General features: G+C 67.1%; 28 protein-coding genes. 22 read left to right on the forward strand and 6 right to left on the reverse strand.

Annotated features, from left to right (window positions below; translation table 11 throughout):
- Positions 1-66: 66 nt before the first annotated feature.
- Positions 67-1,170, forward strand: a complete 1,104-nt coding sequence (locus tag DQP58_RS13045) for an NAD(P)H-dependent amine dehydrogenase family protein (protein ID WP_112708784.1) — start codon at positions 67-69, stop codon at positions 1,168-1,170.
- Between the two features lie 9 nt (positions 1,171-1,179).
- Here the strand turns inward: DQP58_RS13045 and DQP58_RS13050 are convergent, their stop codons facing one another.
- Positions 1,180-1,779, reverse strand: coding sequence for a TetR/AcrR family transcriptional regulator (locus tag DQP58_RS13050; protein ID WP_112708785.1), 600 nt, complete (start codon positions 1,777-1,779; stop codon positions 1,180-1,182).
- A gap of 206 nt (positions 1,780-1,985) precedes the next feature.
- Between DQP58_RS13050 and DQP58_RS13055 the strand changes: the two genes are divergently transcribed.
- From DQP58_RS13055 to DQP58_RS13070, 4 genes are all read left to right on the forward strand, one after another.
- Positions 1,986-2,774, forward strand: coding sequence for an SDR family NAD(P)-dependent oxidoreductase (locus DQP58_RS13055; RefSeq protein ID WP_112708786.1), 789 nt, complete (start codon positions 1,986-1,988; stop codon positions 2,772-2,774).
- 64 nt (positions 2,775-2,838) lie between these two features.
- Positions 2,839-3,921, forward strand: a complete 1,083-nt coding sequence (locus DQP58_RS13060) for an NAD(P)H-dependent amine dehydrogenase family protein (protein WP_112708787.1) — start codon at positions 2,839-2,841, stop codon at positions 3,919-3,921.
- A 1-nt stretch (position 3,922) separates the two neighbouring features.
- The gene (locus tag DQP58_RS13065; RefSeq protein ID WP_112708788.1) at positions 3,923-4,741 is read left to right on the forward strand and encodes a mycofactocin-coupled SDR family oxidoreductase; all 819 of its coding nucleotides are present in this window, start codon (positions 3,923-3,925) and stop codon (positions 4,739-4,741) included.
- A gap of 126 nt (positions 4,742-4,867) precedes the next feature.
- Positions 4,868-5,494, forward strand: a complete 627-nt coding sequence (locus DQP58_RS13070; RefSeq protein ID WP_112708789.1) for a hypothetical protein — start codon at positions 4,868-4,870, stop codon at positions 5,492-5,494.
- A 12-nt stretch (positions 5,495-5,506) separates the two neighbouring features.
- Here the strand turns inward: DQP58_RS13070 and DQP58_RS13075 are convergent, their stop codons facing one another.
- Positions 5,507-6,136, reverse strand: coding sequence for a TetR/AcrR family transcriptional regulator (locus DQP58_RS13075; RefSeq protein ID WP_112708790.1), 630 nt, complete (start codon positions 6,134-6,136; stop codon positions 5,507-5,509).
- 91 nt (positions 6,137-6,227) lie between these two features.
- On the opposite strand from DQP58_RS13075, the gene DQP58_RS13080 reads away from it, so the two are divergent.
- Positions 6,228-7,451 (forward strand): cytochrome P450, encoded by a 1,224-nt coding sequence (locus DQP58_RS13080; protein ID WP_112708791.1) that lies wholly within the window; start codon positions 6,228-6,230, stop codon positions 7,449-7,451.
- 2 nt (positions 7,452-7,453) lie between these two features.
- Entirely contained in the window at positions 7,454-8,434 is a 981-nt protein-coding gene (locus tag DQP58_RS13085) for an SDR family NAD(P)-dependent oxidoreductase (protein ID WP_112708792.1), read from the forward strand.
- Here DQP58_RS13085 and DQP58_RS13090 read toward each other — a convergent pair.
- On the reverse strand, positions 8,424-9,098 hold the full coding sequence (locus DQP58_RS13090; protein WP_205869416.1) for a hypothetical protein: 675 nt from the start codon (positions 9,096-9,098) through the stop codon (positions 8,424-8,426). The genes DQP58_RS13085 and DQP58_RS13090 overlap by 11 nt on opposite strands.
- 79 nt (positions 9,099-9,177) lie before the next feature.
- Between DQP58_RS13090 and DQP58_RS13095 the strand changes: the two genes are divergently transcribed.
- The 5 genes from DQP58_RS13095 to DQP58_RS13115 all read left to right on the forward strand — a co-directional run bounded on the left by DQP58_RS13095 (position 9,178) and on the right by DQP58_RS13115 (position 14,283).
- Complete coding sequence (locus tag DQP58_RS13095; protein WP_112708794.1) at positions 9,178-10,695, forward strand: carboxylesterase/lipase family protein; 1,518 nt, start codon at positions 9,178-9,180, stop codon at positions 10,693-10,695.
- 17 nt (positions 10,696-10,712) lie between these two features.
- Positions 10,713-12,722 carry a phosphotransferase gene (locus tag DQP58_RS13100; protein ID WP_112708795.1) on the forward strand — a complete coding sequence of 670 codons (2,010 nt, stop codon included), beginning with the start codon at positions 10,713-10,715 and terminating at the stop codon, positions 12,720-12,722.
- Positions 12,723-13,217 (forward strand): gluconokinase, encoded by a 495-nt coding sequence (locus tag DQP58_RS13105; protein ID WP_112708796.1) that lies wholly within the window; start codon positions 12,723-12,725, stop codon positions 13,215-13,217.
- A gap of 67 nt (positions 13,218-13,284) precedes the next feature.
- Positions 13,285-13,674, forward strand: a complete 390-nt coding sequence (locus tag DQP58_RS13110) for a TA system antitoxin ParD family protein (RefSeq protein WP_112708797.1) — start codon at positions 13,285-13,287, stop codon at positions 13,672-13,674.
- Positions 13,675-13,704: 30 nt separating this feature from the next.
- A complete protein-coding gene (locus DQP58_RS13115; protein ID WP_112708798.1) occupies positions 13,705-14,283 on the forward strand; it encodes an AAA family ATPase in 579 nt (192 codons plus the stop codon).
- 33 nt (positions 14,284-14,316) lie between these two features.
- On the opposite strand, the gene DQP58_RS13120 is transcribed toward DQP58_RS13115, so the two are convergent.
- Positions 14,317-15,318 (reverse strand): DoxX family protein, encoded by a 1,002-nt coding sequence (locus DQP58_RS13120; RefSeq protein ID WP_112708799.1) that lies wholly within the window; start codon positions 15,316-15,318, stop codon positions 14,317-14,319.
- A 94-nt stretch (positions 15,319-15,412) separates the two neighbouring features.
- Between DQP58_RS13120 and pncA the strand changes: the two genes are divergently transcribed.
- Both pncA and DQP58_RS13130 read left to right on the forward strand, forming a co-directional pair.
- The gene (gene pncA, locus DQP58_RS13125; protein WP_112708809.1) at positions 15,413-15,973 is read left to right on the forward strand and encodes a pyrazinamidase PncA; all 561 of its coding nucleotides are present in this window, start codon (positions 15,413-15,415) and stop codon (positions 15,971-15,973) included.
- Complete coding sequence (locus tag DQP58_RS13130; protein ID WP_112708800.1) at positions 15,973-16,773, forward strand: ketosteroid isomerase family protein; 801 nt, start codon at positions 15,973-15,975, stop codon at positions 16,771-16,773. Before pncA ends, DQP58_RS13130 begins: the two co-directional genes overlap by 1 nt.
- 18 nt (positions 16,774-16,791) lie before the next feature.
- Here DQP58_RS13130 and DQP58_RS13135 read toward each other — a convergent pair whose 3' ends face one another.
- The gene (locus tag DQP58_RS13135; RefSeq protein ID WP_112708801.1) at positions 16,792-17,142 is read right to left on the reverse strand and encodes a DoxX family protein; all 351 of its coding nucleotides are present in this window, start codon (positions 17,140-17,142) and stop codon (positions 16,792-16,794) included.
- 169 nt (positions 17,143-17,311) lie between these two features.
- On the opposite strand from DQP58_RS13135, the gene DQP58_RS13140 reads away from it, so the two are divergent.
- The 6 genes from DQP58_RS13140 (at position 17,312) to DQP58_RS13165 (ending at position 23,474) form a co-directional block, all read left to right on the forward strand.
- Positions 17,312-18,304: a sigma-70 family RNA polymerase sigma factor gene (locus DQP58_RS13140; RefSeq protein WP_112708802.1), complete on the forward strand. Its 993-nt coding sequence runs from the start codon at positions 17,312-17,314 to the stop codon at positions 18,302-18,304.
- Positions 18,294-19,619 carry an ABC transporter substrate-binding protein gene (locus tag DQP58_RS13145; RefSeq protein ID WP_112708803.1) on the forward strand — a complete coding sequence of 442 codons (1,326 nt, stop codon included), beginning with the start codon at positions 18,294-18,296 and terminating at the stop codon, positions 19,617-19,619. The genes DQP58_RS13140 and DQP58_RS13145 overlap by 11 nt, the downstream gene beginning before the upstream one ends.
- A 119-nt stretch (positions 19,620-19,738) precedes the next feature.
- The gene (locus DQP58_RS13150; RefSeq protein ID WP_112708810.1) at positions 19,739-20,584 is read left to right on the forward strand and encodes a carbohydrate ABC transporter permease; all 846 of its coding nucleotides are present in this window, start codon (positions 19,739-19,741) and stop codon (positions 20,582-20,584) included.
- Entirely contained in the window at positions 20,571-21,413 is an 843-nt protein-coding gene (locus DQP58_RS13155) for a carbohydrate ABC transporter permease (protein WP_112708811.1), read from the forward strand. The genes DQP58_RS13150 and DQP58_RS13155 overlap by 14 nt, the downstream gene beginning before the upstream one ends.
- A gap of 2 nt (positions 21,414-21,415) precedes the next feature.
- Positions 21,416-22,486 carry an ABC transporter ATP-binding protein gene (locus DQP58_RS13160; RefSeq protein ID WP_112708804.1) on the forward strand — a complete coding sequence of 357 codons (1,071 nt, stop codon included), beginning with the start codon at positions 21,416-21,418 and terminating at the stop codon, positions 22,484-22,486.
- 22 nt (positions 22,487-22,508) lie between these two features.
- Positions 22,509-23,474 carry a patatin-like phospholipase family protein gene (locus tag DQP58_RS13165; protein WP_112708805.1) on the forward strand — a complete coding sequence of 322 codons (966 nt, stop codon included), beginning with the start codon at positions 22,509-22,511 and terminating at the stop codon, positions 23,472-23,474.
- Positions 23,475-23,496: 22 nt separating this feature from the next.
- On the opposite strand, the gene DQP58_RS13170 is transcribed toward DQP58_RS13165, so the two are convergent.
- Positions 23,497-23,784 (reverse strand): DUF3349 domain-containing protein, encoded by a 288-nt coding sequence (locus DQP58_RS13170; RefSeq protein WP_112708806.1) that lies wholly within the window; start codon positions 23,782-23,784, stop codon positions 23,497-23,499.
- 218 nt (positions 23,785-24,002) lie between these two features.
- Here DQP58_RS13170 and DQP58_RS13175 point away from each other — a divergent pair, with 218 nt between their 5' ends.
- Together DQP58_RS13175 and efeU are read left to right on the forward strand one after the other, a co-directional pair.
- A complete protein-coding gene (locus DQP58_RS13175) occupies positions 24,003-24,836 on the forward strand; it encodes a DUF3097 domain-containing protein (RefSeq protein ID WP_112708807.1) in 834 nt (277 codons plus the stop codon).
- Between the two features lie 91 nt (positions 24,837-24,927).
- On the forward strand, positions 24,928-25,763 hold an 836-nt coding region (efeU, locus tag DQP58_RS13180), incomplete at its 3' end, for an iron uptake transporter permease EfeU (RefSeq protein WP_205869417.1).

Genomic DNA, 25,763 nt, shown 5'->3' on the forward strand with positions numbered 1-25,763 from the left:
CTCGTGTGCCGACGGCGGAAACGGTTCGCCCGTATTGGCGCTGTCGGTGTATGCAAAGGAGTAGCAATGACGCCCAAGCCGCCGGCCGAGAAGAAGTATCGCGTAATCCAGTGGGGCGTAGGGAATGTCGGTACGATTGCGCTCCGTCATTTCGTGCACAACCCTGCCTATGAATTGGTCGGGGTGCTGTGCAATCGTCCGGAGAAGGTGGGCAAGGACGCCGGTGAGCTCTGCGGCAAAGCGCCGACCGGGGTCAGGGCGACCACCGATAAGGCCGCCATCGAGGCACTCGACGCCGATTGCGTGTTCTATGCGCCGCTATGGTCTGACCCCGATGAGGTGTGCCGCCTACTGCGCGGGGGCAAGAACGTCGTCGCGTCCGGCGGCGCCTGGTGGTACCGAACCGAACACAGCAAGGCGGACATCGACAAGATCGATGCCGCCTGCCATGAGGGTGGGACGTCGTTTCATGCGGGTGGTGTCAATCCCGGCTTCGCCGGAGATCTACTCGTGCTGACGCTGGCCCGGATCGTCAGTCAGATCGACACCATTCACATCTACGAGGTGGTGAATTTCGGTCGGGACACGCTGAAGTACCTGTATGAGATGGGGATGGGTAGCGATCCGGCCGGGTTCGAGGACGGCCCGAATCTGTTGGGACAGGCGTGGCCATTGTTCGCACAGTCGATGGCGATGGTGGTGGAGGGGATGGGCAAGACGGTCGAGAGATACACGACTGAGGTGGAGCTGGGGCACGCCACGCGCGACATTCCCTTCGAAGGGGGAGAGACCAGCGACATGCCAGGCTTCAAGGGCGTGATCAAGAAGGGCACGGTCGCTCGCCAGCATCACAAGTGGACGGCGTGGGTGGAGGGCAAGCCCCTCGTGATCTTTCATGAGATATACACGATGGACACCTTCGATGCCGTTGAGCCGCAGGAGGATTGGCCTCAGCATTACCACTACCGCATAGTGATCGAGGGCGACTCGTCCACCGAGCTGATCCTGCAGGGGGCGCAGGACCCGGATGGCGGCTACGCGCTGCCCGGCTATACCTGGACCGCGATGGGGCCGGCGAACGCCATTCCCGCGGTCTGCGACGCTCCGCCGGGGTTCATGTCCCACACGGAACTCGGACTGATGCCGCTGCGTGGCGTAATACGGCCCTGACCCGGCGGGTCAGGGTTTCAAGCTTCGCAACGTCCTTTCGACGTAGTCTTCCAGCAGCGTGTGACCGGTCGGCCAGTGGTTGGTGGTGATCAACAGCGCGTACAGGCCCAGCAAGAAGAACACCGCACTGTTCATCGGAGTGACCTCGGCATCGATCTCGCCGCGTTCCTGGGCCTGCGCGATCTCCCGGGCGACCAAGACGATCAGTGGGTGATCCCTGCCGTCTTCGGTCTGCGGGCGGGTTTGGGAGAAGTGCAGCGCGAGAAAGTCATTGAAGAGCCGATCGCCCAGGCGGCGTTCCAATCCGACGACCAACCGGACCGCCTCGTTCAATGCCGCAGCGAGGTCGTGTTTGGACTTCAGGAATTGCGCGAACTGCTTGGCGATTCGGTCCTCTTCGCGGCGCTCCAGCTCCAGCAGCACATGCTCTTTGGTGGGGAAGTGGAAGAAGAAAGTCCCGTGGGCCACGCCTGCGGCGGCCACTATGGCCCCCACGTCGGCCTCGGCCATCCCGGCGCGGGCGAACTCGCCGATCGCGGCGCCCATCAGTCGCTCCCGCGTCTGCAGGCGCTTAGCTTCTCGTGCCGACAGCCGGTCCGTCACAGCCATTGCTTTCCTCACCGTTGACCTGACTCCTGCCAGGTTTTCGAGGCTAACCCAACCAGTATGCCGTGTGTCGTCCAAAAACGCTTGCACAACTTGTCATTGTCAGGTGCCACCCACCTTGACGGATATCTTCTCTCGCGATTCGTTGACTTTAGTCAGCAATATTCATAGATTGAACGCGCACCACACCGCACATCGGAGGAGCCGGCATGGCGTTGGAGCAGTTCAGGCTGGACGGACAGGTCGCGATCGTCACCGGAGCCGGCAAGGGTGTGGGGGCGGGCATCGCCCGGGTGCTGGCGGAGGCGGGCGCCACCGTGGTCGGGACCGCGCGGACCGAGGCGGATATCGTTGGCACGATTGAGGGTATCGAGGCCGCCGGTGGCACGGGGTTGGCGCTCGTCGCGGACGCGATGAGTCGTCCGGATTCAGAGCGGGTGGTCAGCACGGCCGTGGAGCGCCTCGGCCGCATCGACATTCTGGTCAACAACGTCGGCGGGTCGACCTACGCGCGATTCCTCGACATCACCGACGAAGACTTCCGGCACACCTTCGACTGGTGTGTGACGTCGGCGTTCATCATGAGTCAGCTTGTGGCGCCCCACATGCTCAGCGCCGGACACGGTTCCATCATCAATATCTCTTCGGGCTCGGCGCGTTTCGGCATACGGGCGCTGACCGCCTATTGCGTGGCCAAGGGCGGCCTGGAAGCGCTCACCCGCGCCATGGCACAGGAACTCGCCCCGAAGATTCGCGTCAACGCCATCGCCCTGGGGTCCTTCGCCACCGACGGCCTGAAGGGCAGCCTGGATCTGATGCCCGGCTCACTGGAGAAGATGCAGGAGGCCACGCCGCTGCATCGGCTGGGCGATGTCGAGGATCTCGGGCGGCTCGCGGTGTACCTGTCCACCCGAGACTGCTATGCGACCAATGCGACGTTCCACGTCGATGGCGGCATCGACTCGAACAATTCACCACTGCCGATACCCGATTACTGACCTGCGCCGCGATTGAACGCGTCATGATGGGTCATCACCCACCGCCGGAAGGACGAGGGTAGCCATGCGCAGGGTCATTCAATTCTCCACCGGTAACGTGGGCCGGCATTCGTTGCGGGCCATCATCGGCAGACCCGATCTCGAGCTGGTCGGCGTGCACGCCGCCAGCAGCCAGAAGGTCGGCCAGGATGCGGCGCAGCTGTGCGGACTGGACGAACCGACCGGCGTCATCGCCACGAACGACATCGACGCCCTGGTCGCCCTCGGCGCCGACTGCGTCGTTTACACGTCCCAAGGGGAGACTCGGCCGATGGAGGCCATCGACCAGATGGCCAAGTTCCTGACGGCCGGCACCAACGTCGTCGGTACGTCGATGGTCTGGCTGGTCACCCCGCGCCACGCCGACGACTGGTTGCGCGAGCCCCTGGAGCGTGCCTGCGCGGCCGGCGACGCCTCGCTTTATGTCAATGGCATCGATCCGGGCTTCTCCGGCGATACGCTGGTGCACTCCGCGGCCAGCCTGACCACCCGGATCGACTCGATCACCGTGCAGGAGATCTTCGACTACGGGAACTACGACGACGCCGAATTCACCGGTGCAGCAATGGGTTTCGGCTCAACTCCCGATGACGATTCGCCGATGATGTTTCTGCCCGGGGTGATCGTGTCGATGTGGGGAGGTCAGGTCCGCAGCCTGGCGGACAACCTCGACATCAAGCTCGAGGATGTGCGCCAGCGCTGCGAACCCTGGTACACGCCAGAACGAATCGACTGCACGATGATGACGGTCGAACCGGGGCAGATGGCCGCGGTGCGGTTCGCCACCGAGGGGGTGCGCGACGGGCGGCCGGTCATCACGCTCGAGCACGTCACCAGGCTCACCGAGGCGGCGGCGCCCGACTGGGAGTTCCCGCCCGACGGCCACACCGGGGTTCATCGGGTCGTCGTGGATGGGGAACCGCGGGTCGAAATCAACACCCACGTGTCGCACCCGCTTTTCGACTCCACTGATGCCGGCTGCATCTCGACGGCCGGCCGGGCCGTCAACGCGATCGATTGGGTATGCCGGGCGCCCCAGGGGTTGATCGGGGTGGAGGATATTCCGCTCTCCGCAACGATGCGTGGCCTGATGTGGAACGAGCAGTGACCTGACGACATCGGCCCCCGGACGCGTTGCCGGCAAACGCATCCTGATTACCGGCGCCGCCCGCGGCATGGGACGCAGCCACGCCCTGCGGCTAGCGCAGGAGGGCGCCGACCTCATCCTGCTCGACATATGCCAATCTCTGCCCGAGATCGAATATCCCTTGGCCACGAAGGACGAGCTGGCCGAAACAGTCGAACTGGTAACGGGTTTCGGTCGTCGCTGCGTGAGCGGCATCGTCGACGTCCGAAACGAGGCGCAACTGCGGTCTGCAGTCGACGACGGCGCCGGCGAACTCGGCGGCCTCGACGGCGCGGTGGCCAATGCCGGCGTGCTCACGGTGGCGTCGTGGGACCAGACCACCGCCGACCAGTGGCGCACGGTGGTCGACGTCAATCTGATCGGGGTGTGGAACACCTGCGCTGCGGCGATACCCCACCTGCTCGACCAGGGCGGCGGCAGCCTGGTCAACGTCAGTTCCGCGGGCGCCATCAAGGGATTTCCACTGCAGGCGCCCTACACGGCCGCCAAGCACGGCGTCGTCGGTTTGACGCTGGCCTTGGCCAACGAACTGGCGGCGCAGAACGTGCGCGTCAACACCGTGCTTCCCACCGGTGTTCCCACCGGGATGGTTCCACCGTCGTTCGGACCGCTCTTGGGCGAGCAACGGTCCGACCTGATCCCCATCTTCGTCAATGCGATGCCCACGCCGGCCGTCGAGCCCGTCGACGTCAGCAACGCGGTGCTGTTCCTGCTGTCGGATGAGTCCAGGTACGTGACGGGGCTGCAGTTCAAGGTCGATGCGGGAGTGACCATCAACTAGAAATCGGCGCGAGGCCATAGGCTGGGCAGCCAGGCGAACTTTCGGTCGGCGTGCGGATTTGCGTGTTCTCGCTGCCTCCGCGCGCGGGAAGGGATACAAATAACTGAGTTCACCAAGGAGAGGCCCATGAATACGGTGCGGACGTCCGCGCTCGGCCTGACGGCCGCCGCCCTGTTGATCGGCGCCACGGTGGCCGGTTGCGGCGGGGACAAAAGCTCGACGGGGTCATCGGGTTCGGCCTCGTCGTCCGGCTCGGCTAGTACATCGAGCCCTTCGCCCAGTGCGGCACCGGGAGCCCCGGCGGACTACAGCAACCTACTGATCAAGCCCGGCGACGTTGGCCCCAATGCCACCGCCGACGGCCCACCGAGCCAGAATCCCAGCGGCATCACCGGCGTGGGACAGGTTTTCAAGAACCCCGACGGCAAGCGCACCATCATCGACACGATCGCGGTCTTTCCCGATGCGGCCACCGCCGGCCAGACCGCGGCGAACATGCGCGACGTCGTCGGAAAGAAGGTCAACGGCCAGCAGCAGCCCATCGACGTCGGCACCAACGGGTTCATGGTGATCGGTCAGGGAACCGACCCGGCCAACCCGATGGAGATCTCCGAGGCGGTGTTCGTCGAGGGCAGGGCCATGGTCGACCTGGAGTCCGACTGTGTGATCGGCAATCCCACGCCGGCCGATGTCTTGCTCGATCTCGCCCGTAAACAGGATGCCGCGGTCAAAGCCGGACTGCCGGGTAGCTGAGCCGCCGGTCGTTCACAAGGGCCAGCTGTCCGGCTGCAGCTCGTAGCGCAGTGCGGCAGCCGGCGGCAGCGGCTGTCGTTCGTTGACCGATATCGCGTCGACGACGAGGGTGACATAGCGCCGCCAGCCGTCACTGCCGGCGTCCATGGTCGACAGCACGCTGAAGAGCATCGCGATCAGGCGCGGAAGGTCGTCGGCGACCAGGTCGGCGCGGATGCTGCCGGCTCGTTGGCCTGCGCGGGCGAGTTCGCCGAGCGCCGCGTTGAGCGACACCGAGATGTCGGACGTGAGCGAGCCGGCGCGGCGTGCGGCCGTCAGCAGGCTGTGCTCGCGCGCCCCCAGCGATATCGCCGCTTCGATCAGTTGGGTGAGACCGCGCAACGGGTCCTTCGCCAGGCGGGCGCTGTCGATCACCGGCGTGAGGTCCTCGGCGATGCTTTGATCCAGGGCGGCGCGTACCAGGTCCGCCTTTGCCGGAAATCTCCGGTAGAGCGTTCGTTCACCAACGCCGGCACGGCGCGCGACCGCTTCCACCGGAGCGTCGGGTCCCAATTCGCCGTAGACCTCGCGCGCCGCGCGCAGGATGCGCTCGACGTTGCGCGCCGCGTCGGCCCGCAACGGCCGGTCTTCAACCGCGGTCATCGTGACAGCGTAACTGACAGTTGACTGCCGGTACGCGCCGCTTTAGGCTCGTACAACTGGCAGCCAACTGACACTTAGCGGAAAACTGGTTATGGCAATACCTTTGGAGGCCTCCGAATCCCGGCCTGACGCAAGCCTTCCCGTGTTGCCCGTCCCGCGGCCGTCGCACTGCCCGCTCGCGGCCCCGCCCGAGTTTGCGCAGTGGCGCGAACAGCCCGGCCTGCGACGGGCGATGTTCGGCGGCAACCCGGTCTGGGTGGTCAGCCGCTACCAGGACATCAGGGCGGCGTTGGTCGATCCGCGCTTGTCGGCAAAGACCATTCCGGACTCGATCCTGCCGACCGACGCCGACAACAAGGTCGCCGTGATGTTCGCCCGGACCGACGATCCCGAGCATCATCGGTTGCGGCGCATGATGACGAGCAGCTTCACCTTCAGGCGTTGTGAATCGATGCGGCCACATATTCAGGACATGGTCGACCACTATCTCGGCCAGATGATCGACAACGGTGCGCCGGCCGATCTGGTGCGTGAATTCGCCTTGCCCGTGCCGTCGATGGTGATCGCCCTGCTGCTCGGGGTGCCGCCCGAAGACTTGGCCATCTTCCAGCACAACACCACCAAGGGGCTCGACCAGAAGTCCACCGACGAGGAGAAGGGCCAGGCGTTCGGGGCGATGTATGCCTACATCGAGGAGCTGGTGGAACGCAAAGCGCGCGAACCCGGTGACGACTTGATCAGCCGCCTGCTCACCGAATACGTGGCCACAGGCCAGCTCGACCACACCACCACGGCCATGAACAGCGTGATCATGATGCAGGCCGGCCACGAAACCACGGCCAACATGATCGCACTGGGAACGGTTGCGCTGCTGGAACATCCCGAGGTGTTCGAGCGGCTCGGACAAACCGACGATCCGGCCGTCATCGCGAACGTCGTCGAAGAACTGATGCGCTATCTGTCCATCGTGCACAGTCAGGTCGACCGCGTCGCGACCGAAGATCTGGTGATCGGTGGCCAACTGATTCGCGCCGGGGAGTTCGTCCTCATGAGCCTGCTCGCCGGCAACTGGGACGCCGAATTCGTCGACCACCCCGAATCCTTCGACCCGGGCCGAAACGCTCGCGGGCACTTGGGCTTCGGATATGGCGTGCATCAATGCATCGGGGCGAACCTGGCCCGCGTCGAGATGCAGGTCGCCTTCGCCACGCTGGCGCGGCGCCTGCCCGGGTTGCGACTGGCGGTGCCGCCGGAGCAGCTGAGGTTCAAAGACGCCAATATCTATGGCATGAAAGAACTTCCGGTGAGCTGGTGACGATGGGCGGCGAGCTGCGCTTCGACGACCAGGTGGCGGTGGTCACCGGCGCCGCGGGCGGATTGGGCAGGGAATACGCACAGCTTTTGGCCGCGCGCGGAGCCCGCGTCGTGGTCAACGACAAGGGCGGGTCGGTGACCGGGGACGGCTCGGACGCCGAGGCGGCCGAGGCCGTCGCGGGTGCCATTCGCGAACATGGCGGCGAGGCCGTCGCGGACAGCCACAGCGTGACGAGTCCGCAAGGCGCACAGGCGATCATCGACACCGCCCTGCGGGTCTGGGGGCGCCTGGACATCGTGATCAATAATGCGGGCATCGTCGGCGACGTGCCGTTCGAGGACATGACCGCCGATCGGCTCGACCCCCTGGTGGATGTCCACCTCAAGGGGGCGTTCTACGTGACGAGGCCCGCGTGGCAAGTGATGCGCGAACAGCGCTACGGCCGGGTGCTCAACACCTGCTCGGCCGCGGGAATCCTTGGCGCCGAACGGATGAGCAACTACGGCGCGGCCAAGGCGGGTTTGCTGGACCTTACGCGCGTGCTGGCCGCCGAAGGAGCCGCGTACGGCATCAAGGTCAATGCCATCGCTCCCATCGCATATACCCGGATGCTGACGCATTCGCTCGACGAGGCATCCGGCCAGCGAGCCGTCGAACGCGATGCGGCGTCGCAGGCGGTAATGGATGACCTTGTGGGCCAATACCTTCAGAAACTGGACCCCGCGCAGGTCGCTCCGGTGGCCGCCTTCCTGGCGCACCGGGATTGCCCGGTCTCCGGTGAGATCTACACGGTGGGCGCGGGACACATCGCGCGGTTCTTCATCGGCAGGACAAAGGGCTTCTACCGACCCGGGCTGTCGATCGAGGACGTCCGCGACCACCTGGACGAAATTCGCGACGAAGCCGGCTACACCGTGCCGGGCGGTCCCGGTGACGAAATGAGCGAGCTTTTCGCGACCATCATCGGCGGCCTCAGCAGCTGAAGGCCGCGCCGACACCGTCCGGCGGCGGGACCGATTTCAGGCAGCCGTACGGCTCGATGCCCGCGGGGCTGAACTTGGCCGCCGACTGGTGCGCATAGTTCACGCAGTACAGGCCGGTCTGCTCGGCGCGGCACCGGTAGTCACCGAACGACAGCGAATCGCCGTTCGCCAGTTCCGGCCCGTTGCCGTTGAGGAACGGGCCGGGATCGGCACGGGCGGATCCGACCTGCAGGTTCACCCCGTCGAAGCTGATCCAACCGCCTTGCCACTGGCCATAGGCCGTGGCGGGGGCCGGCGGCGGATTGGTCAGATTCACCAGGCAGGCCAGTGCGCCGCCGCTGTGCTTGGCATCGGTCATGCAGGAGACCTTGCCGGCCACCGCGGCCAGCGCGATGTCGTCGCCCAGGGGCGTGGTGGCCCCGTCGCGGCTGGCGGTGTGAAAGCGGCCGGGATCGGCGGGACGGCCGGCCTCTATCCAGGCGATGACGTCGGAGATTGCCGCACCGGCGCCCGGCGCACTGGTGGATCCCGGCGCTTTGCTTCCCGGTGTGCCGGCGCCGGTGGATGTCTGGGCGGTGCTCGGGCTCGGCGCCGACTGGCCGCCCGTGGAGTGGGAACACCCGGCGACCAGTAGTGCCGCGGCGATCATCGCAGCTTTGCGCATTCAGTCAGGCTAACCGCCGCGCCGGGCAAATAAGGCGCTGCGCGCGCGTTACGGCCGTCATGTCGGTTACCGTCGGGTTATGCATGACCGGACTGTCCGCGCACGCACGGCCATCGGCACCGTCGAAGGCTTCACCCGCGACGGGGTCAATCGGTGGCGGTCTATCCCGTATGCCCGTCCACCGGTGGGCAGCCTGCGCTTCCGGGCGCCGCAGCCGGCCCAGCCGTGGTCGGGTGTTCGGCACTGTCACGGTTTCGGCAATTGCGCGCCCCAGCAGCGCCGCTACACCCTGCTCGGCATGTCGGGTCTGGGCGGCCGCTATCAGCCGATGAGCGAGGACTGCCTCACCCTCAATGTCGTGGCGCCCGAGGGTGAGGCCGAGGGGCCGCTGCCTGTCATGGTGTTCATCCACGGCGGCGGCTACTTCCTCGGCAGCTCGGCGACACCGCTGTACGACGGTGCGGCCCTGGCCCGCCGGGGATGTGTGTACGTGTCGGTCAACTACCGCCTGGGCGCGCTGGGATGTGTGGACTTTTCGTCGTTGTCGACGCCGGAGATCACCATCGACAGCAACTTGTATCTGCGCGATCTGGTGCTGGCGCTGCAGTGGGTTCGGGACAACATCGCCGGATTCGGCGGCGATCCGGACAACGTCACCATCTTCGGCGAGAGCGCGGGCGCGTGCATCACCGCCTCGCTGCTGGCGGTACCCGCCGCCGAAGGCCTGTTCGCCCGGGCCATCTCGGAAAGCCCGGCCTCGGGTCTGGTGCGGTCGAAAGAGGTCGCCGCGGAGTTCGCGAACCGCTTCGCCAACCTGCTGGGGGTGCGCAAGCAGGACGCCGCCAACGCCCTGATGCAGGCGTCCGCGGCGCAACTGGTAAAAACCCAGCACCGGCTGATCGACGAGGGCATGCAGAACAGGCTGGGCGCCTTTCCGATTGGCCCCGTCGTCGGTGACGACATCCTGCCGCTGGATCCGGTCGAGGCGATGCGGCGCGGTGAGGCCCACCGGGTACCGCTGATCGTGGGCACGAATGCCGAAGAGGGCCGGTTGTTCACCCGATTCCTGGCGATGTTGCCGACCAACGAGACGATGGTCGAAGAACTGCTGGCCGAAGCGGAACCCGCTATCCGCGAACGCATTACCGCCGCATATCCCAACTACCCCGAGCGGGCGGCCTGCATCCAGCTCGGCGGTGACTTCGCCTTCGCCTCGGCGGCCTGGCAGATCGCGGAGGCCCACGGCGCGCACGCGCCGACCTACCTCTACCGGTACGACTACGCGCCGCGCACCCTGCGCTGGTCGGGCTTCGGCGCCACCCACGCGACCGAGTTGCTCGCCGTTTTCGACGTGTACCGCACCAGATTCGGCGCCTTGTTGACCGCCGCGGCGGACCGGCGGGCCGCGTTGCGGGTCAGCAATCAAGTGCAACGGCGCTGGCGCGCCTTCAGCCGGACCGGCGTGCCGGGGGAGGACTGGCCGCTCTACACCGCCGAGGACCGCGCCGTGATGGTCTTTGACCGCAAGTCCCGCGTCGAGTTCGATCCACACCCGCATCGCCGAATGGCATGGGACGGCTTCTCACTGGCGCGTTGACCTGGCACGCTAACCCCATGCATGCCGAGACCGAGCAAGTCATCGAACGACCCGGTGACCTCACCGCCGCCTGGCTGGCCGCGGTCATCGGCACCGGACCGGTCGCCGACTTCTCCGTGGAGCGCATCGGCACCGGCCAGATGAGCGAGTGCTACCGGGTCCGGCTCAGCTATGCCGAGGCCGAGGGCGGGCCCGAATCGGTGGTGTTGAAGGTCGCGGCCACCGATCCGGTGAGCCGCCAGACCGGGCTGGCGCTGGGGCTTTACGAGCGCGAGGTGCGTTTCTACGGCGACATCGCGCCTCGGCTGGGCGGGCCCATCGCGCCCTGCTACCACGCGGCGGTCGACACCTCCACGGGCGTGTTCGATCTGCTGCTGGGTGACGCCGGGCCGGCCGTCGTCGGTGACGAAATCGCCGGAGCCACAGTCGAACAGGCCCGCCTCGGCGCCGTCGAGCTGGGACGCCTGCACGGCCCGCTGCTCGGCGACGTTTCGCTGGCCGAGGCGCCGTGGCTCAACCGCGACGCGCCGCTGAACCAGGCCATGATCACCCCGTTGTACGCGGGTTTCGTCGACCGCTACGGCGACCAGATCGCACCAGAGCACCGCGTGGTGTGCGAACGCCTGGTCGCCGCGTTCGACGGCTACCTTGCCCAGGAAGCGGAGGCGTCCGAGCGGGGCCGCGTCCAGGGCTTGGTGCATGGCGACTATCGCCTGGACAACATGCTGTTCGGTACCGAGGGCGCCGATCGCGCGTTGACGGTGGTCGATTGGCAGACCGTGTCGTGGGGTCCGGCGCTGACCGACCTGGCCTACTTCCTCGGTTGCGCGTTGTCCACCGAGGATCGCCGGCAGCACTACGACGCCCTGCTGCGCGCATATCACGAGGCGCTGGGACCTGCGGCACCACTGACTCTGGCCGACGTCGCCGACGGTGTGCGCCGGCAGAGCTTTTTCGGGGTGATGATGGCGATCGTCTCCTCGATGCTGGTCGAGCGCACCGACCGCGGCGATCGGATGTTCATGACGATGCTGCGGCGGCACTGCGACCACGTGCTGGACACGGACGCGCTGTCGACGCTGCCCGTCGCGGCGACCCCCGAGCCGTTGCAGCCGGCCGTCGAGGACGAACTGGCCCACGAGCCCACCGCCGAACCGCTATGGAGTGAGAGCTGGTACGCCGACTTCGCCGACGCGGCACAGGGATTGGGTGGCTGGTTCCGGCTCGGGCGGGTGGCCAACGAACAGACCGCGTGGGTGCACGTGTTGTTGTGCGGGCCCGACATGCCGACGGTCGCCGTCGACGCGCAGGTGCCGCTGCCGTCGGATCCGTGGTCGGTGCGGACCGACGACTTCGAGCTCGGGCATTCCGCCGACGCGCCCCTGCAGAGCTATCGCGTCGACCTGCGGGCGCGGGCCCGGTCCTACGCCGATCCGTCGGCATTGCTGCGCGGCGAGTCCGGCGAACCCGTCGAGATGAGCGTGAACCTGGTGTGGGCCACCGACGGCACCCCGTACAAGTACGCCGTGACGACGCGTTATGAGATCCCGTGCACGGTCTCGGGCAGCGTCACCGTCGGTGACACCAGTTACCGTGTGAATTCCGTTGCGGGCCAACGGGATCACTCCTGGGGTGTGCGTGATTGGTGGGGCATGGATTGGATCTGGAGCGCGCTGCACCTGGATGACGGCACGCATGTGCACGGCGTGAACATCCGAATCCCCGGGGCGCCCGCGTTCAGCATCGGCTATGCGCAGGGCGCCGACGGCAAGGTGACCGAGTTGCAGACCGTCGACTCGCGAGAGTCCTTCGCCGACAACGGGTTACCGCATGAGGCGACGCTGGCGCTGGAGCCGGCGCAGATCACCGCGAACGCGCACGTGCGCGGCCAGGCGCCGGTCCGGCTCGTGGCACGCGACGGGCGGGTCAGTCAGTTCCCCCGCGTGTGGGCCACGATCAGCACGGCCGACGGGCGCAGCGGTGTCGGTTGGCTGGAATGGAACCGCAACCTCGGTGAACAGACTTAGGTGAGCGAATCGGCCCCCGTTGTCGTGATGGGCGTCTCCGGATCGGGCAAATCGACGGTGGGGGCGGCGCTCGCGCGGCGCCTGCGGGTCCCGTTCGTCGACGCCGACACCCTGCACCCGCCCGCCAACATCGCCAAGATGGCCGCCGGTGAACCGCTCGACGACGACGACCGCTATCCCTGGCTGGAGAGGGTCGGCGAATGGTTGGCCGCCCATCGCGAAGGCGCGGTCGTGAGTTGTTCGGCGCTGAAAAGGGCCTACCGCGACCAGTTGCGCGCGCACTGTCCGGGCGTGCGGTTCCTGCACTTGTCGGGCTCGGCGGAGCTGATCGGCGCCCGGCTGGCAGCGCGGACCGATCACTTCATGCCTGCCGCGCTGCTGCGTTCGCAACTGGACGCCCTGGAGCCGCTCGGTCCCGATGAGGCCGGCATGACCGTCGACGTCGGCCCCGGCGTCGACGCGATCGTGGACACCCTGGTGCGGGCCCGCGCATAGCCGCGGCGCGCTGTGCGGTGTAGCATTATGCTACAAGTCGTAACGTAGTGCTGCATGGGAGGAAGCCATGGCCGAGGCCGTCGATCGTGTCACCCGCGTCGCGTCCGACCTGATGGACAGCGCTGCGGCTGAGGGCGCCCGGCAGAGCCGCTCGGCCAAGCAGCAACTCGACCACTGGGCGCGGGTGGGACGGGCGGTATCCAGTCAGCACACCGCCTCGCGGCGGCGGGTGGAAGCCGCGCTCGCCGGCCAGCTGCCGACCGGCGACCTCACCGTCGAGGAGGGCGTGGTGTTCAACGCCGAAATCTCCGCGGCCATCGAGGAAAGCCTGGCGCGCACCAACTACGGGGTCACGCTGGCCGGGCAGGGGGTCACCACCGTGGCCCTCAACGATGACGGCGAAATCGTCGAGCATCGCCCCGACGGCGCCGCCGTGGTGCTCGGAGGCGCCCGCTGATCCGGCACTCATCAGCGGTTCGGCGGTCCGATGGACCGACTTGACCTGGTGGTCGGGCCGAACGGCGCCGGTAAGTCTACGTTCATCGCGCTCACCCTGGCGCCGCTGCTGCCGGGCAGTCTCGTGGTCAATGCCGACGAAATCGCAAGGCAGCGCTGGCCGGAGGATCCCGCATCGCACTCCTACGACGCCGCGCGGATCGCCGCCGACACCCGCGCCAAGCTGATCGAGTTGGGCCGGTCGTTCGTTGCCGAGACCGTGTTCTCCCACCCCGCCAAGCTCGACCTCGTCAAGGCGGCCCGCAGCGCGGGCTTCACCGTCGTCCTGCACGTGCTGGTCATCCCGGAAGACCTTGCGGTCCAACGTGTTCGACACCGGGTGCAAGCCGGCGGCCATGACGTTCCGGAAGCCAAGATCCGTCAACGCCATCGCCGGCTGTGGGTGCCGGTCGCCGAGGCCATCGCCTTGTCCGACCTCGCGACGGTCTACGACAACAGCCGCCTGCGCGGTCCCCGCATCATCGCGCGACTCAGCGGCGGCCTGACTGTCGGCGCACCCGACTGGCCCACCTGGGCACCGGAAATCCTGCCGGCTCGCTGGCCCGACTAACTCGCGTCGCTACGCGGACGGCGGCTCGCCCGGTTACCAGGGCAGCTTGCGACGGCCGGTATCGACCTGACCGCCCACCCGCTCGCGGGCGGTGTCGGCCAGGTCAGCACCGCGCTGGCGTGCGGTTTCGGCGAATTCCTCGCCGCGCGCCCGCGCCGTGCTGGCCAGCTTCTCGCTGCGCTTGCGTGCCTTCTTCGCCAGCTTTTCGCTGCGCTTGCGTGCCTTCTTGGCCAGCGGCGCGGCCCGGTCGGCCGCCTCGTCGGCGAGTTCCTCGCTGCGCTTGCGTGCCTTCTCCGCCAGGTACGCGGCGCGGTCCGCGGCCTCGTCGGCCCATTCCTCCCCGCGCTTGCGAGCCTTATTGGCCAGCGGTTTGCTGCGCTCGGCCGCGGTACTGGCCAGTTCGCGGCCGCGTTCGAGTGCGGCTTCGGCGTAGGGAGCGCCGCGCTCGGCTGCGGTGCTGGCCAGTTCGCGGCCGCGTTCGGCACCGATCTGCAGGCCGTGCGCGATGCGATCACCCAGCTCGGAAAAGTCGGCATCGAAGCCCGAATCGTCCGATCCGGGCCACGCCGAGGACACCCGCTCGGAGAGCCGTTCCGCCGCTCGGCGGCCACGCCACCCGAGTGAGGGCTTGCCGGCGGTGTCGGCCGACGCGATCAACAGTCCGCCCAGCAGGCTGAGGTCGGTGAGGAATTGCTGGCGTTTCTGGGCTTTGGCCACCGGGTCGCTTTCGTTCCAGAACGAGTGTGTCCCAAGGTTGGCCGGTAACACCGTCACCGCGAGAGCGGCCGATGCGATCCGGGGGAGTTTGCCGGTGGCGAGCAGCAGGCCGCCGCCGATCTGAACGGCCGCGGTGATCTGCGCGACCGTCTCGGGGTCGCTGGGGATGCTGCTACTCACCGAATCCGGCAATGCCTGCAGTCCGTCCACCGCCGGCGCCGCGGCCTCCGCCGCAGATTTGGGGTTGAGCAGTGAATTGACTCCTTGCCCGATGAATGCCACTGATAACAGGGGTCGCGCGATTCTCCTGAGCACCATGGCCCGTGTATTACCCGGCTGCTTGTCGAGCAAACCGCCACCCCGATAACCCCAGCTAGAGCCGCAGAGCGGAGTCCCCGATAGGGTGGAGCGCGTGCGAGCGTTGATCGTCGTCGACGTGCAAAACGACTTCTGTGAGGGCGGCTCGGTGCCCACCGCCCATGGCGCCGCCGTGGCGCCCGCGATCAACGCCTATCTGTCCGGTGACCCGGGCTACCGGTACGTCGTGGCGACGCAGGATTTTCACATCGACCCGGGTGACCATTTCTCCGACCACCCGGATTATTCATCCTCCTGGCCGGTGCACTGCGTCGCCGGAAGCGCCGGCGCGAATCTTCGCTCGGACCTGGACATCCGGCGCCTCGACGCCGTCTTCCGCAAGGGCGCGTACGCCGCGGCGTTCAGCGGTTTCGAGGGCGTCGACGACGATGGGACCCCGCTACTGCAGTGGCTGCGCCGGCGCGGCGTCGACGAGGTCGACGTGGTCGGCATCGCCACCGACTTCTGCGTGCGGCGGACCGCCGAGGACGCCGCGGCGGCGGGTCTGACCACCAGGGTGCTGGTCGACCTGACCGCTGCCGCGGCCGTGGATTCGGCGGCCGAAGCGCTGGCCGAAATGCGGTCCGCCGGCATCGAGTTGGTGGGGGAACCGTGATGGTGGTGCCACTGGATAGACAGCAGTTGCTCGCCGCGGTGGAGCGCTCGCCGCAGGCGGCCGCCGCGCACGACCGCACCGGGTGGGTGGGGCTGTTCACCGGCGACGGCCGCGTCGAGGATCCGGTCGGCTCCCGACCGCACGTGGGGCACGAGCAAATCGGGCGCTTCTATGACACCTTCATCGGTCCCCGTGACATCAAGTTCCATCGCGACCTCGACCTCGTGGTCGGCGCGACGGTGCTGCGTGACCTCGAGCTCGAGGTGACGATGGGCTCGGCCGTGACGATGTTCATTCCGGCGTTTCTGCGTTACGACCTCCGAGAAGCCAACGGCGAGTGGAAGATTGGCCACCTGCGGGCCTATTGGGAGCTTCCCGCCATGATGCTGCAGTTCCTGCGCACCGGCCCGGGCGCCCTGCGACCCGCACTGAACCTGTCCACGGCGCTGGTGCGCAACCAAGGTTGGGGCGGGGCCGCCGGCTTCATGACCGGATTCCGCCGAGTGGGGGCACGCCACCAGCGGCTGGTGACGACGTTCCTGGAAGCCGCGTGGCGCAACGACACGTCCGCCGCCGCCCGGATGCTGTCGTCAGACGCCGCAATAACTTTGGGTGATCGCGACCCGCTCGACCTGGCCGAGCTGGCCGAGCAGCTGGAGGGTGCCGGCACCACCAGGACGAGCAGCGCGGGCCGCACCGTCGCGGTCTCACTCACCTCGGGTCACGGGCGCGCCATTGTGTTCGCCGATGTGGCTTGGCGCGGCGCCGCGATCAGCCGGATCCGCTACTTTCCCGCCTGATCTCGTCACGCCTGTGTCTCAGCGGAGCACCATCAGCACCAGCGATGCCCCGGCCAGGCACAGGTACGCACCGGGAAACGCGATGTTGTACAAAACGCGTGCCCTCAGGTGCGTCGCCACGGCGCCGACGAAAAACAGCACCAGGCCCGCGGCGGCCGCGATACCCAACTCGCGCACACCCAGCAGTCCCAGGACGATCCCGGCGGCCCCGGCCAGCTTCAGCGCGCCAAGCGCCGGCAACCATGACCGCGGCACCCCGACCTCGGCGGAATTCGCCAGAACGAATCGCGCCGGAACGAAGTCGGCGATGGCGACCGCCGCGGTGATGACGGCGGTGGTCAGCGTGACGGCGACAAGTGCGGTGTTCATCTCCGATCAATCCCTTGTCGCGCAGCGATTTCCGCAGCGGCGGGTCGACTGCGGGCAGTGTGCACCGTGGCGCACAATCGGTAGGGTCATGGTGTTTTCTCCTTCGCCAGTGGAAGTCCGTCCGGACGCGGTCAACTTCTTGACGGCTTTCGCGCGGGAAAGGTGACCCATGGGCGCAAAGGATTTGGCGGATCTGGCGCGGCGTTTCGACGCCGATCGGCGTCACCTGAGGTCGGTCGCTTTCCAGCTGCTGGGTTCGGTGCCCGACGCCGACGACGCGGTGCAGTCGGCGTGGCTCAAGGCCAGCCGTGCGGATTTCGGCGGCGTCGACAACCTCACCGGCTGGCTCACGACGATCACCGCCCGTGAGGCGTTCGACCAGCTTCGGCTGCGCAAGCGCCGCGCCGAGCGGCCGCTGGCCGAAACCGACGAATTGGACCGACTGGTGCGGGCGGCGTCGGCGCCGGCCGACGAGGACGCGCTGCTGGCGGAGTCGGTGAGCGGCGCCCTGCTCGTCGTGCTCGACCGGCTATCCCCGCCGCAGCGCGTGGCGTTCGTGCTGCACGACGTCTTCGCCATGCCCTTCGAGCAGATCGCCGCGGTGATGAATCGCTCGCCGGACGCCGCGAAGAAACTGGCCAGCAGGGCCCGCGGGCGACTGCATGCCGACCCGGCCGACCGGCCCCGCCCCACGGGCGACCACCTCAAGGTGGTCGAGGCGTTTCTGGCGGCCTCGCGCGGCGGTGACATCGCCGCCCTGCTCGAACTGCTGGCTCCGGATGTGGTGCGCACGGTCGATCCGGCGCTGGTCCCGGCCGACGTGCCCACCACGGTGCGCGGCGCCGCGGAGGTCGCCGGGGAAACTCGGCGGTTCGCGGCGCGGGCGCGCGCCGGTGCTGTCATGCTCATCGACGGGGCACCGGGCATCGTGTTAGTCGCCCGCGGTCGCGCTCAGGTCCTGCTGGTGATCGGCATCGGCGCCGACGGTCGCATCCACACGATCGACATCACCGGCGATGCCGAGCGAATCCGCCGGGCGACGCTGACGCTGCCCCGGTGGCCGATCCAGGAACCTCACAACCACATCGGGTACCAAGGACGTCAGACACAGTCGGCCGCAAACCCGGCCGCGGGGCAAGACCGGGAGAGCCATGCTCGATAGGCCGTTCGGACGGCGTGACCTGCTGCGGGGTGCCGGCGCGCTTTCCGCGGCGGCCCTGGCGCCGTGGTCGGCCGGGTGCGCTCCGGAGGACGACGCGCTCACCTTCTTCTTCGCGGCCAACCCGGACGAGCGTGACGCCAGGATGCGCATCGTCGACGAGTTCGCGCGCCGCCACCCCGATATCAAGGTGCGGCCCGTGCTGTCTGGACCCGGTGTCATGCAACAGCTTTCGACGTTCTGTGTCGGCGGCAAATGCCCCGATGTGCTGATGACCTGGGAACTGTCTTACGCCGAACTCGCCGACCGCGGTGTGCTGCTGGACATGAACACGCTGCTGGCCCGCGACAAATCCTTTGCCGACCAGCTCAAGGCGGACAGCATCCCGGAGTTGTACGAAACCTTCACATTCAACGGAAAGCAGTACGCACTTCCCGAACAGTGGTCGGGCAACTACCTGTTCTATAACAAACGGCTCTTCGCCGAAGCCGGCGTGCCGGAGCCGCCCAAGGCGTGGGAACGGCCTTGGGATTTCACTGAATTCCTGGACACGGCGCGCGCCCTGACCAAGCGTGATGCATCCGGCCGGGCCGCGCAGTACGGCTTCGTCAACACCTGGGGTGCCTACCACTCGGCGGGGCTGTTCGCGATGAACAACGGTGTGGCGTGGTCGGACCCGCGGCTGAATCCGACCCACTTCAACTTCGACAAGGCGGCGTTCCACGAAGGGGTGCAGTTCTACGCCGATCTTGCCAACAAATACCGGGTGGCGCCCAACGCATCGGAGACGCAGTCGATGTCGACGCCCAACTTGTTTGCGGTGGGCCGGGCGGCGATCGCGCTCGGTGGTCACTGGCGCTACCAGACCTACATCCGCGCCGAGGGCCTGGATTTCGACGTGGCCCCGTTGCCGGTCGGCCCGGCGCTGGGAAAGGGGCATGCCGCATGTTCCGATATCGGCGCCACCGGATTGGCCATCTCGGCGAGCAGCCCGCGCAAGGAGCAGGCATGGGAGTTCGTGAAGTTCGCGACGGGGCCCGTCGGCCAGGCGCTGATCGGTGAATCCTGTTTGTTCGTTCCCGTGCTGCGCTCGGCGCTGCGATCGCAGGGATTCGCCAATGCCCATCGGCGGCTGGGCAATCTCAGTGTGCTCACCGAAGGCCCGGCTTTTTCGCAGGGGCTGCCCATCACGCCGGCTTGGGAGAAGGTCAATGCCTTGATGGACCGCAACTTCGGTCCCGTGCTGCGAGGCCGCGAACCGGCGACGTCGTTGAGCGGATTGTCCCGCTCCGTGGACGAGGTGTTGCGCAGCCCATGACCGCGATGGACGCGACCGGCGCGGCCGCCCCGGCGGGCCGGGCGACGCCGAAGCCACCGCAGAATCCGAGTCCGTGGCGCCGACACGCGTGGGCGGGCCGGTTGTTCGTCGCACCCAACATGGCGGCGGTCGCCGTGTTCATGCTGTTCCCGCTGGGCTTCTCGCTCTACATGAGCTTCCAGCGATGGGACGTGTTCACCCCGCCACAATTCGTTGGTCTGAAGAACTTCGGCGACTTGTTCACCTCGGATCCGCTCTTCTTGATCGCGATCCGCAACACCGTGATCTTCACCGTCGGAACGGTCGTGCCGACGGTCCTGATCAGCCTGGCCGTCGCCGGGGTGCTGAACCAGAAGGTCAGGGGCATCGGCGTCTTCCGCACGATCGTCTTTCTGCCGTTGGCGATCTCATCGGTCGTGATGGCGGTGGTATGGCAGTTCGTGTTCAACACCGACAACGGCTTGCTCAACATCATGCTCGGCTGGGTTGGACTCGGGCCGGTCCCATGGTTGGTCGAGCCGCGCTGGGCCATGGCCTCACTGTGCATCGTCAGCGTCTGGCGCAGCGTGCCCTTCGCCGCCGTCGTGCTGCTGGCCGCGATGCAAGGCGTTCCGGGTACGGTCTACGAGGCGGCCAAGATCGACGGTGCCAGTGAGATAAGGCAATTCGTCTCCATCACCGTGCCGCTGATCCGAGGGTCGATATCGTTCGTCGTCATCATCTCGGTCATCCACGCCTTCCAGGCGTTCGACATGGTCTACGTGCTCACCGGCCCCGGCGGCGGCCCCGAATCCGCCACCTACGTCCTGGGTATCATGCTGTTCCAGCACGCGTTCTCGTTCCTCGAATTCGGGTATGCCTCCGCGCTGGCGTGGGTGATGTTCGCGGTCTTGCTGGTGCTGACGGTCGTGCAGTTGCGAGTCAGCCATCGACGATCCTTGGAGAATTCGCGTGGGCTTAAGTGAGGGTGTCGTCAGGCGCACCGTCTTGCGCGGCGCCGTCGTCTACGGCGCGCTGCTCGCCGTCGCCTGGTGTGCGCTGTTCCCGATCGCGTGGGCGGTGTCGGGTTCGCTGAAAACCGAAGGGGAGGTCAGCGAACCCACGCTGTTGCCCGCACACCCGCGGTGGTCCAACTACACCGAGGTGTTCGCGCTGATGCCCTTCGGGCGAATGTTTTTCAACACCGTGCTGTACGCGGGCTGTGTCACCGCGGGGCATGTCTTCTTCTGCTCGCTGGCCGGATACGCGTTCGCGCGACTGGATTTCCGCGGCCGCGACGCACTGTTCGTCGTGTATCTCGGCACCTTGATGGTGCCCCTGACGGTCACGGTGATCCCGCAATTCCTGGTGATGCGGACCCTGGGCTGGGTCGACACCCCCTGGGCGATGATCGTGCCGGGATTCTTCGGCAGCGCATTCGGCACGTACCTGATGCGGCAGTTCTTCCGCACCCTGCCCACCGATCTCGAAGAGGCCGCGATACTCGACGGTTGTTCACCGTGGCAGGTCTATTGGCGAATCCTGCTGCCCCACGCGAGGCCGGCCGTGATGGTGCTCGCGGTGCTCACCTGGGTCAACGTGTGGAATGATTTCTTGTGGCCGCTGCTGATGATCCAGCGCAACAGCCTGGCCACCCTGACACTGGGCCTGGTCCGGATGAAGGGCGAATATGTTGCCCGATGGCCGGTTTTGATGGCAACCTCGATGCTCATCATGCTGCCGCTGGTCATCATCTACGCGATCGCGCAACGCTCGTTCGTCCGCGGGATCGCCGTCACCGGGATGGGCGGTTAGCCATGGCCTCGGTGACTTTCGAACAGGCGACCCGTCGCTACCCCGGAGCGGATCGCCCCGCCCTGGACAACCTGGACTTAACTGTCGCCGACGGTGAGTTCGTTGTTCTGGTGGGGCCGTCGGGATGCGGCAAGACCACCTCGCTGCGGATGGTGGCCGGCCTGGAAGCCGTCGACTCCGGCCATATCCGGATCGGCGAGCGCGACGTCACCAACGTCGATCCCAAGGATCGCGACGTCGCGATGGTCTTTCAGAACTATGCGCTCTATCCGCACATGACGGTGGCCCAGAACATGGGATTCGCCATGAAGATCGCCAAGACGCCGAAGGCCCAGATCCGCGAGCGGGTGCTGGACGCGGCGAAACTGCTTGATCTGCAACCCTATCTCGACCGCAAGCCGAAAGACCTGTCCGGCGGACAACGCCAACGCGTGGCAATGGGGCGGGCGATCGTGCGCCGGCCGCACGTGTTCCTGATGGACGAGCCGCTGTCGAACCTCGACGCCAAACTAAGGGTGCAGACCCGTAACCAGATCGCCGCGCTGCAACGGCGGCTGGGCACCACCACCGTCTACGTCACCCACGACCAGGTCGAGGCCATGACGATGGGCGACCGGGTCGCCGTCCTGCGCGACGGCGTGCTGCAGCAGTTCGCACCGCCTCGCGAGCTCTACCGAAACCCGGACAACGTCTTCGTGGCGGGCTTCATCGGATCCCCGGCGATGAACCTGTTTACCCTCCCCGTCGTAAATTCGGCTGTGTCGCTGGGTGATTGGCCGATAGCACTGCCCCGCGAGGTCGCCGGCGGCGCGGGTGAGGTCGTGGTGGGGGTCCGTCCCGAACATTTCGAACTGGGTGGCCTCGGCGTCGAGATGGAGGTGGACGTGGTGGAGGAGCTCGGGGCGGACGCCTACCTGTATGGGCGAATCACCGGTTCGGGCAAGGTGATCGACGCGCCCATCGTCGCGCGGACCGACGGGCGAGACCCTCCGCAGAAGGGCAGCCGGGTGCGTCTGCACCCGGTACCCGGGCACCTGCACTTCTTCGGCGTCGACGGCAGCCGAATTTGCTGAACGATCCGGACAGGGGGCTGCGGTGAGCACAAACCGTGCCGACTTGGTGTGCGAGGGCGGTGGCGTCCGGGGTATCGGACTGGTCGGCGCGGTGGATGCGCTCGCCCAGGCCGGCTACCGATTCCCGCGGGTCGCGGGAAGCAGCGCCGGTGCGATCGTCGCCTCGCTCGTCGCCGCTCTGCAGGTGGCCGGTGAGCCGTTGAGCCGGCTGGCCGAGGTGATGCGCACCATCGACTACCGGAAGTTCCTCGACCGCAACTGGATCGGGCGAATACCGCTGATCGGCGGCGGATTGTCGTTGTTGACGTCAGACGGCGTGTATCGCGGGGCATATCTCGAACAGTTGCTTGCCGGTCTGCTCCGCGATCTGGGCGTGCGGACCTTCGGCGATCTGCGCACGGGCGAACAGCCCACCCAGTTCGCCTGGTCGCTCGTCGTCACCGCCAGCGACCTGTCGCGGCGGCGCCTGGTTCGAATCCCTTGGGATCTCGGCTCCTATGGCATCGATCCCGACGCTTTCCCGGTGGCGCGCGCGGTGCACGCGTCGTCGGCCATTCCCTATGTGTTCGAGCCCGTTCGGGTCGGCGGCGCGACGTGGGTGGACGGTGGGTTGTTGTCGGACTTTCCGGTCGAGCTGTTCGACCGGCCCGATGCGCAACCGCGATGGCCCACGTTCGGGATTCGGTTGTCCGCGCGTCCCGGCATCCCGCCCACCCATCCCGTGCATGGCCCGGTGTCGTTGGGAATTGCGGCGATAGAGACCCTGGTGAGCAATCAAGACAACGCCTACATCGACGACCCGTGCACCGTGCGGCGCACCATCTTTGTGCCCGCCGACGAGGTCAGCCCGATCGACTTCAACATCACCACCGCGCAACGCGAAGCCCTCTATGCCCGAGGATTGGAAGCGGGCCAACAGTTTCTGCAAACCTGGAACTACGCCGACTATCTGAAGGCCTGCGGCGCCCCGGCGCCCAAAGCACCGTGACGGCATCGACCGTTCGTGTCGCTTATCCGCGCGAGCAGCGCAGCGCATGGACACGACGCTGCACCCGCGAGACGTCGTCGGGGGAGGGCAGCCGGTTGGTGATCCGGGTGACCTCCACACCGATATCGACCGAACCGATCGGCCAGACCCGACGCGCGATGAGATCCCTTGCGATGGCGGTGATGTCGTCGTCGCAGAGCCGCCGGCGCGTCAGCGCCACCAGCGGCACGTACCCGGTGACCGGCATGCCGGAGGGGTAGCCGGCGCGCACGAAAGCCACAATGCTTGTCACCCAGTGCGACAGGTCCATGCGTCCACCTCACTAACCGCCGCAGGTTGCGTAAGCGGCAGTGCTTGCCATAGCTAGCAACGTACCATCGGCGACGTCATCTGCTGAGTAACGCCACACAGTTAAACGCATTTTTTACGGCCGGCGATGCGGCGCACGGGCGGTGGTCCCGGTGCCGATTCGCCGGCCATGGCGCGCCGTAACGACGTTTGGCCGCAAGGCTTTCTAGTATTGCCGGCGTGGTGGATCGCTATGGACCCGATGTACTGGCCGCGGGACGACGCAAGCCTCGCTCGGCGGAACATCCGGCCGAACCGGGCCTGGTGGTCGAGGACGTGCAAACCGGATATGTCGGCGCGGTGGTGCGCGTCGAATATGGTCGGGTGGACCTGGAAGACCGACGCGGTCACGTGCGCGGATTTCCTTTGGGCCCAGGCTATTTGCTAGAGGGTCGTCCCGTCATCCTCACCGCGCCGCGCCGGCCCGCGCCGACCGCCGCGAACAGGACCGCATCCGGTTCGGTCGCCGTGCCGGGTGTTCGCGCCCGGGTCGCCCGTGCCAGCCGGATCTACGTCGAGGGTCGCCACGACGCCGAGCTGATCGCCCAGGTATGGGGTGAGGACCTGCGGATCGAAGGTGTCGTCGTCGAGCAGCTCGGCGGCGTCGACGACCTGGTGGACATCGTCGCCGAGTTCGCCCCGGGCCCCGGGCGCCGGCTCGGGGTGCTCGTCGATCACCTCGTCACGGGTTCGAAGGAGGCGCGGATCGCCGATGCGGTGCGGCGCGGCCCGGGTGGTGCCGACACGCTGGTCGTCGGCCATCCCTACGTCGACATCTGGCAGGCCGTCAAGCCGCAGCGGCTGGGCCTGGAAGCCTGGCCGAAGGTGCCACGGAATGTGGAATGGAAACACGGGGTATGCCAGGCGCTGGATCTGCCGCACGGCGATCAGGCGGACATCGCCAGGGCTTGGCGCCACATCCGCTCACGGGTGCGCGACTGGAACGATCTGGAACCGGCGTTGATCAGTCGGGTCGAAGAACTCATCGACTTCGTGACTGCGCCGGCTTCCTGACCCGGCGGCCGGCGGACCAGGGCGAATAGGCACCGCTTGGTTAGGCTACGCTAAGCCGAAAGTCCCGATCGGCGGGACAGAAACTAGGCGTATGCAGGGCGTATTCGGCGTATTCATCGGCACGTTTCTCATCGGTCTTCGCGAAGGCCTAGAGGCGTCGCTCATCGTGAGCATCGTCGGTGCGTTCCTCAAGCGGAACGGCCAGACGGTCCGCCCGATGTTTGTCGGCGTCGGCCTGGCCGTGCTGCTCAGCGTCGGCGTCGGCGTGGGCCTCGACCTGTTCGCCGCCAGCCTGCCGCAGACCCAGCAAGAGATGATGGAGACCGTCATCAACGCCATCGCGGTGGTGTTCGTGACGTCAATGATCATCTGGATGAACGGCAACGCCGCGCAGCTCAAGGGGGAACTCGAGCGCGAGGCCCGTCAGGCGGTCAACCGCGGCGGCGCGTTCGCGCTGGCGGCGATGGCGTTCCTCGCCGTCCTCAAGGAGGGCTTCGAGACCTCGGTGTTCTTGCTGGCGGCCGCCGAGACGTCACACGGCAACCGGTGGTTCGCGGTGCTGGGCGGCGCGGTCGGCATCGCGACGTCGGTCGGGCTCGGGGTGGCCCTGTACTACGGCGGCCTGCGGATCAACCTCGGCCGGTTCTTCCGGGTCACCGGGGTGTTCCTGGTGCTGATCGCCGCCGGGCTGGTGCTGGGTGCGCTGCGCACCGCGCACGAGGCGGGGTGGGTGAGCATCGGCCAGCAGCAGGTGCTCGATCTGTCCGGCTGGATACCCGCTAACTCGGTGCTGGGCGCCGTGACGACCGGGGTGTTCGGCATCCCCGCCGACCCTCGGCTCATCGAGGTACTGGGCTGGCTGCTCTACGCCGTGCCGGTGCTTGTCATCTTCCTGTGGCCCGCCCGGCTCGCCGCCGCGCCACGAGC

Origin of the sequence: Mycobacterium colombiense, from assembly GCF_003284975.1 — a bacterium.
Classification (GTDB): Bacteria; Actinomycetota; Actinomycetes; order Mycobacteriales; family Mycobacteriaceae; genus Mycobacterium; species Mycobacterium europaeum_A.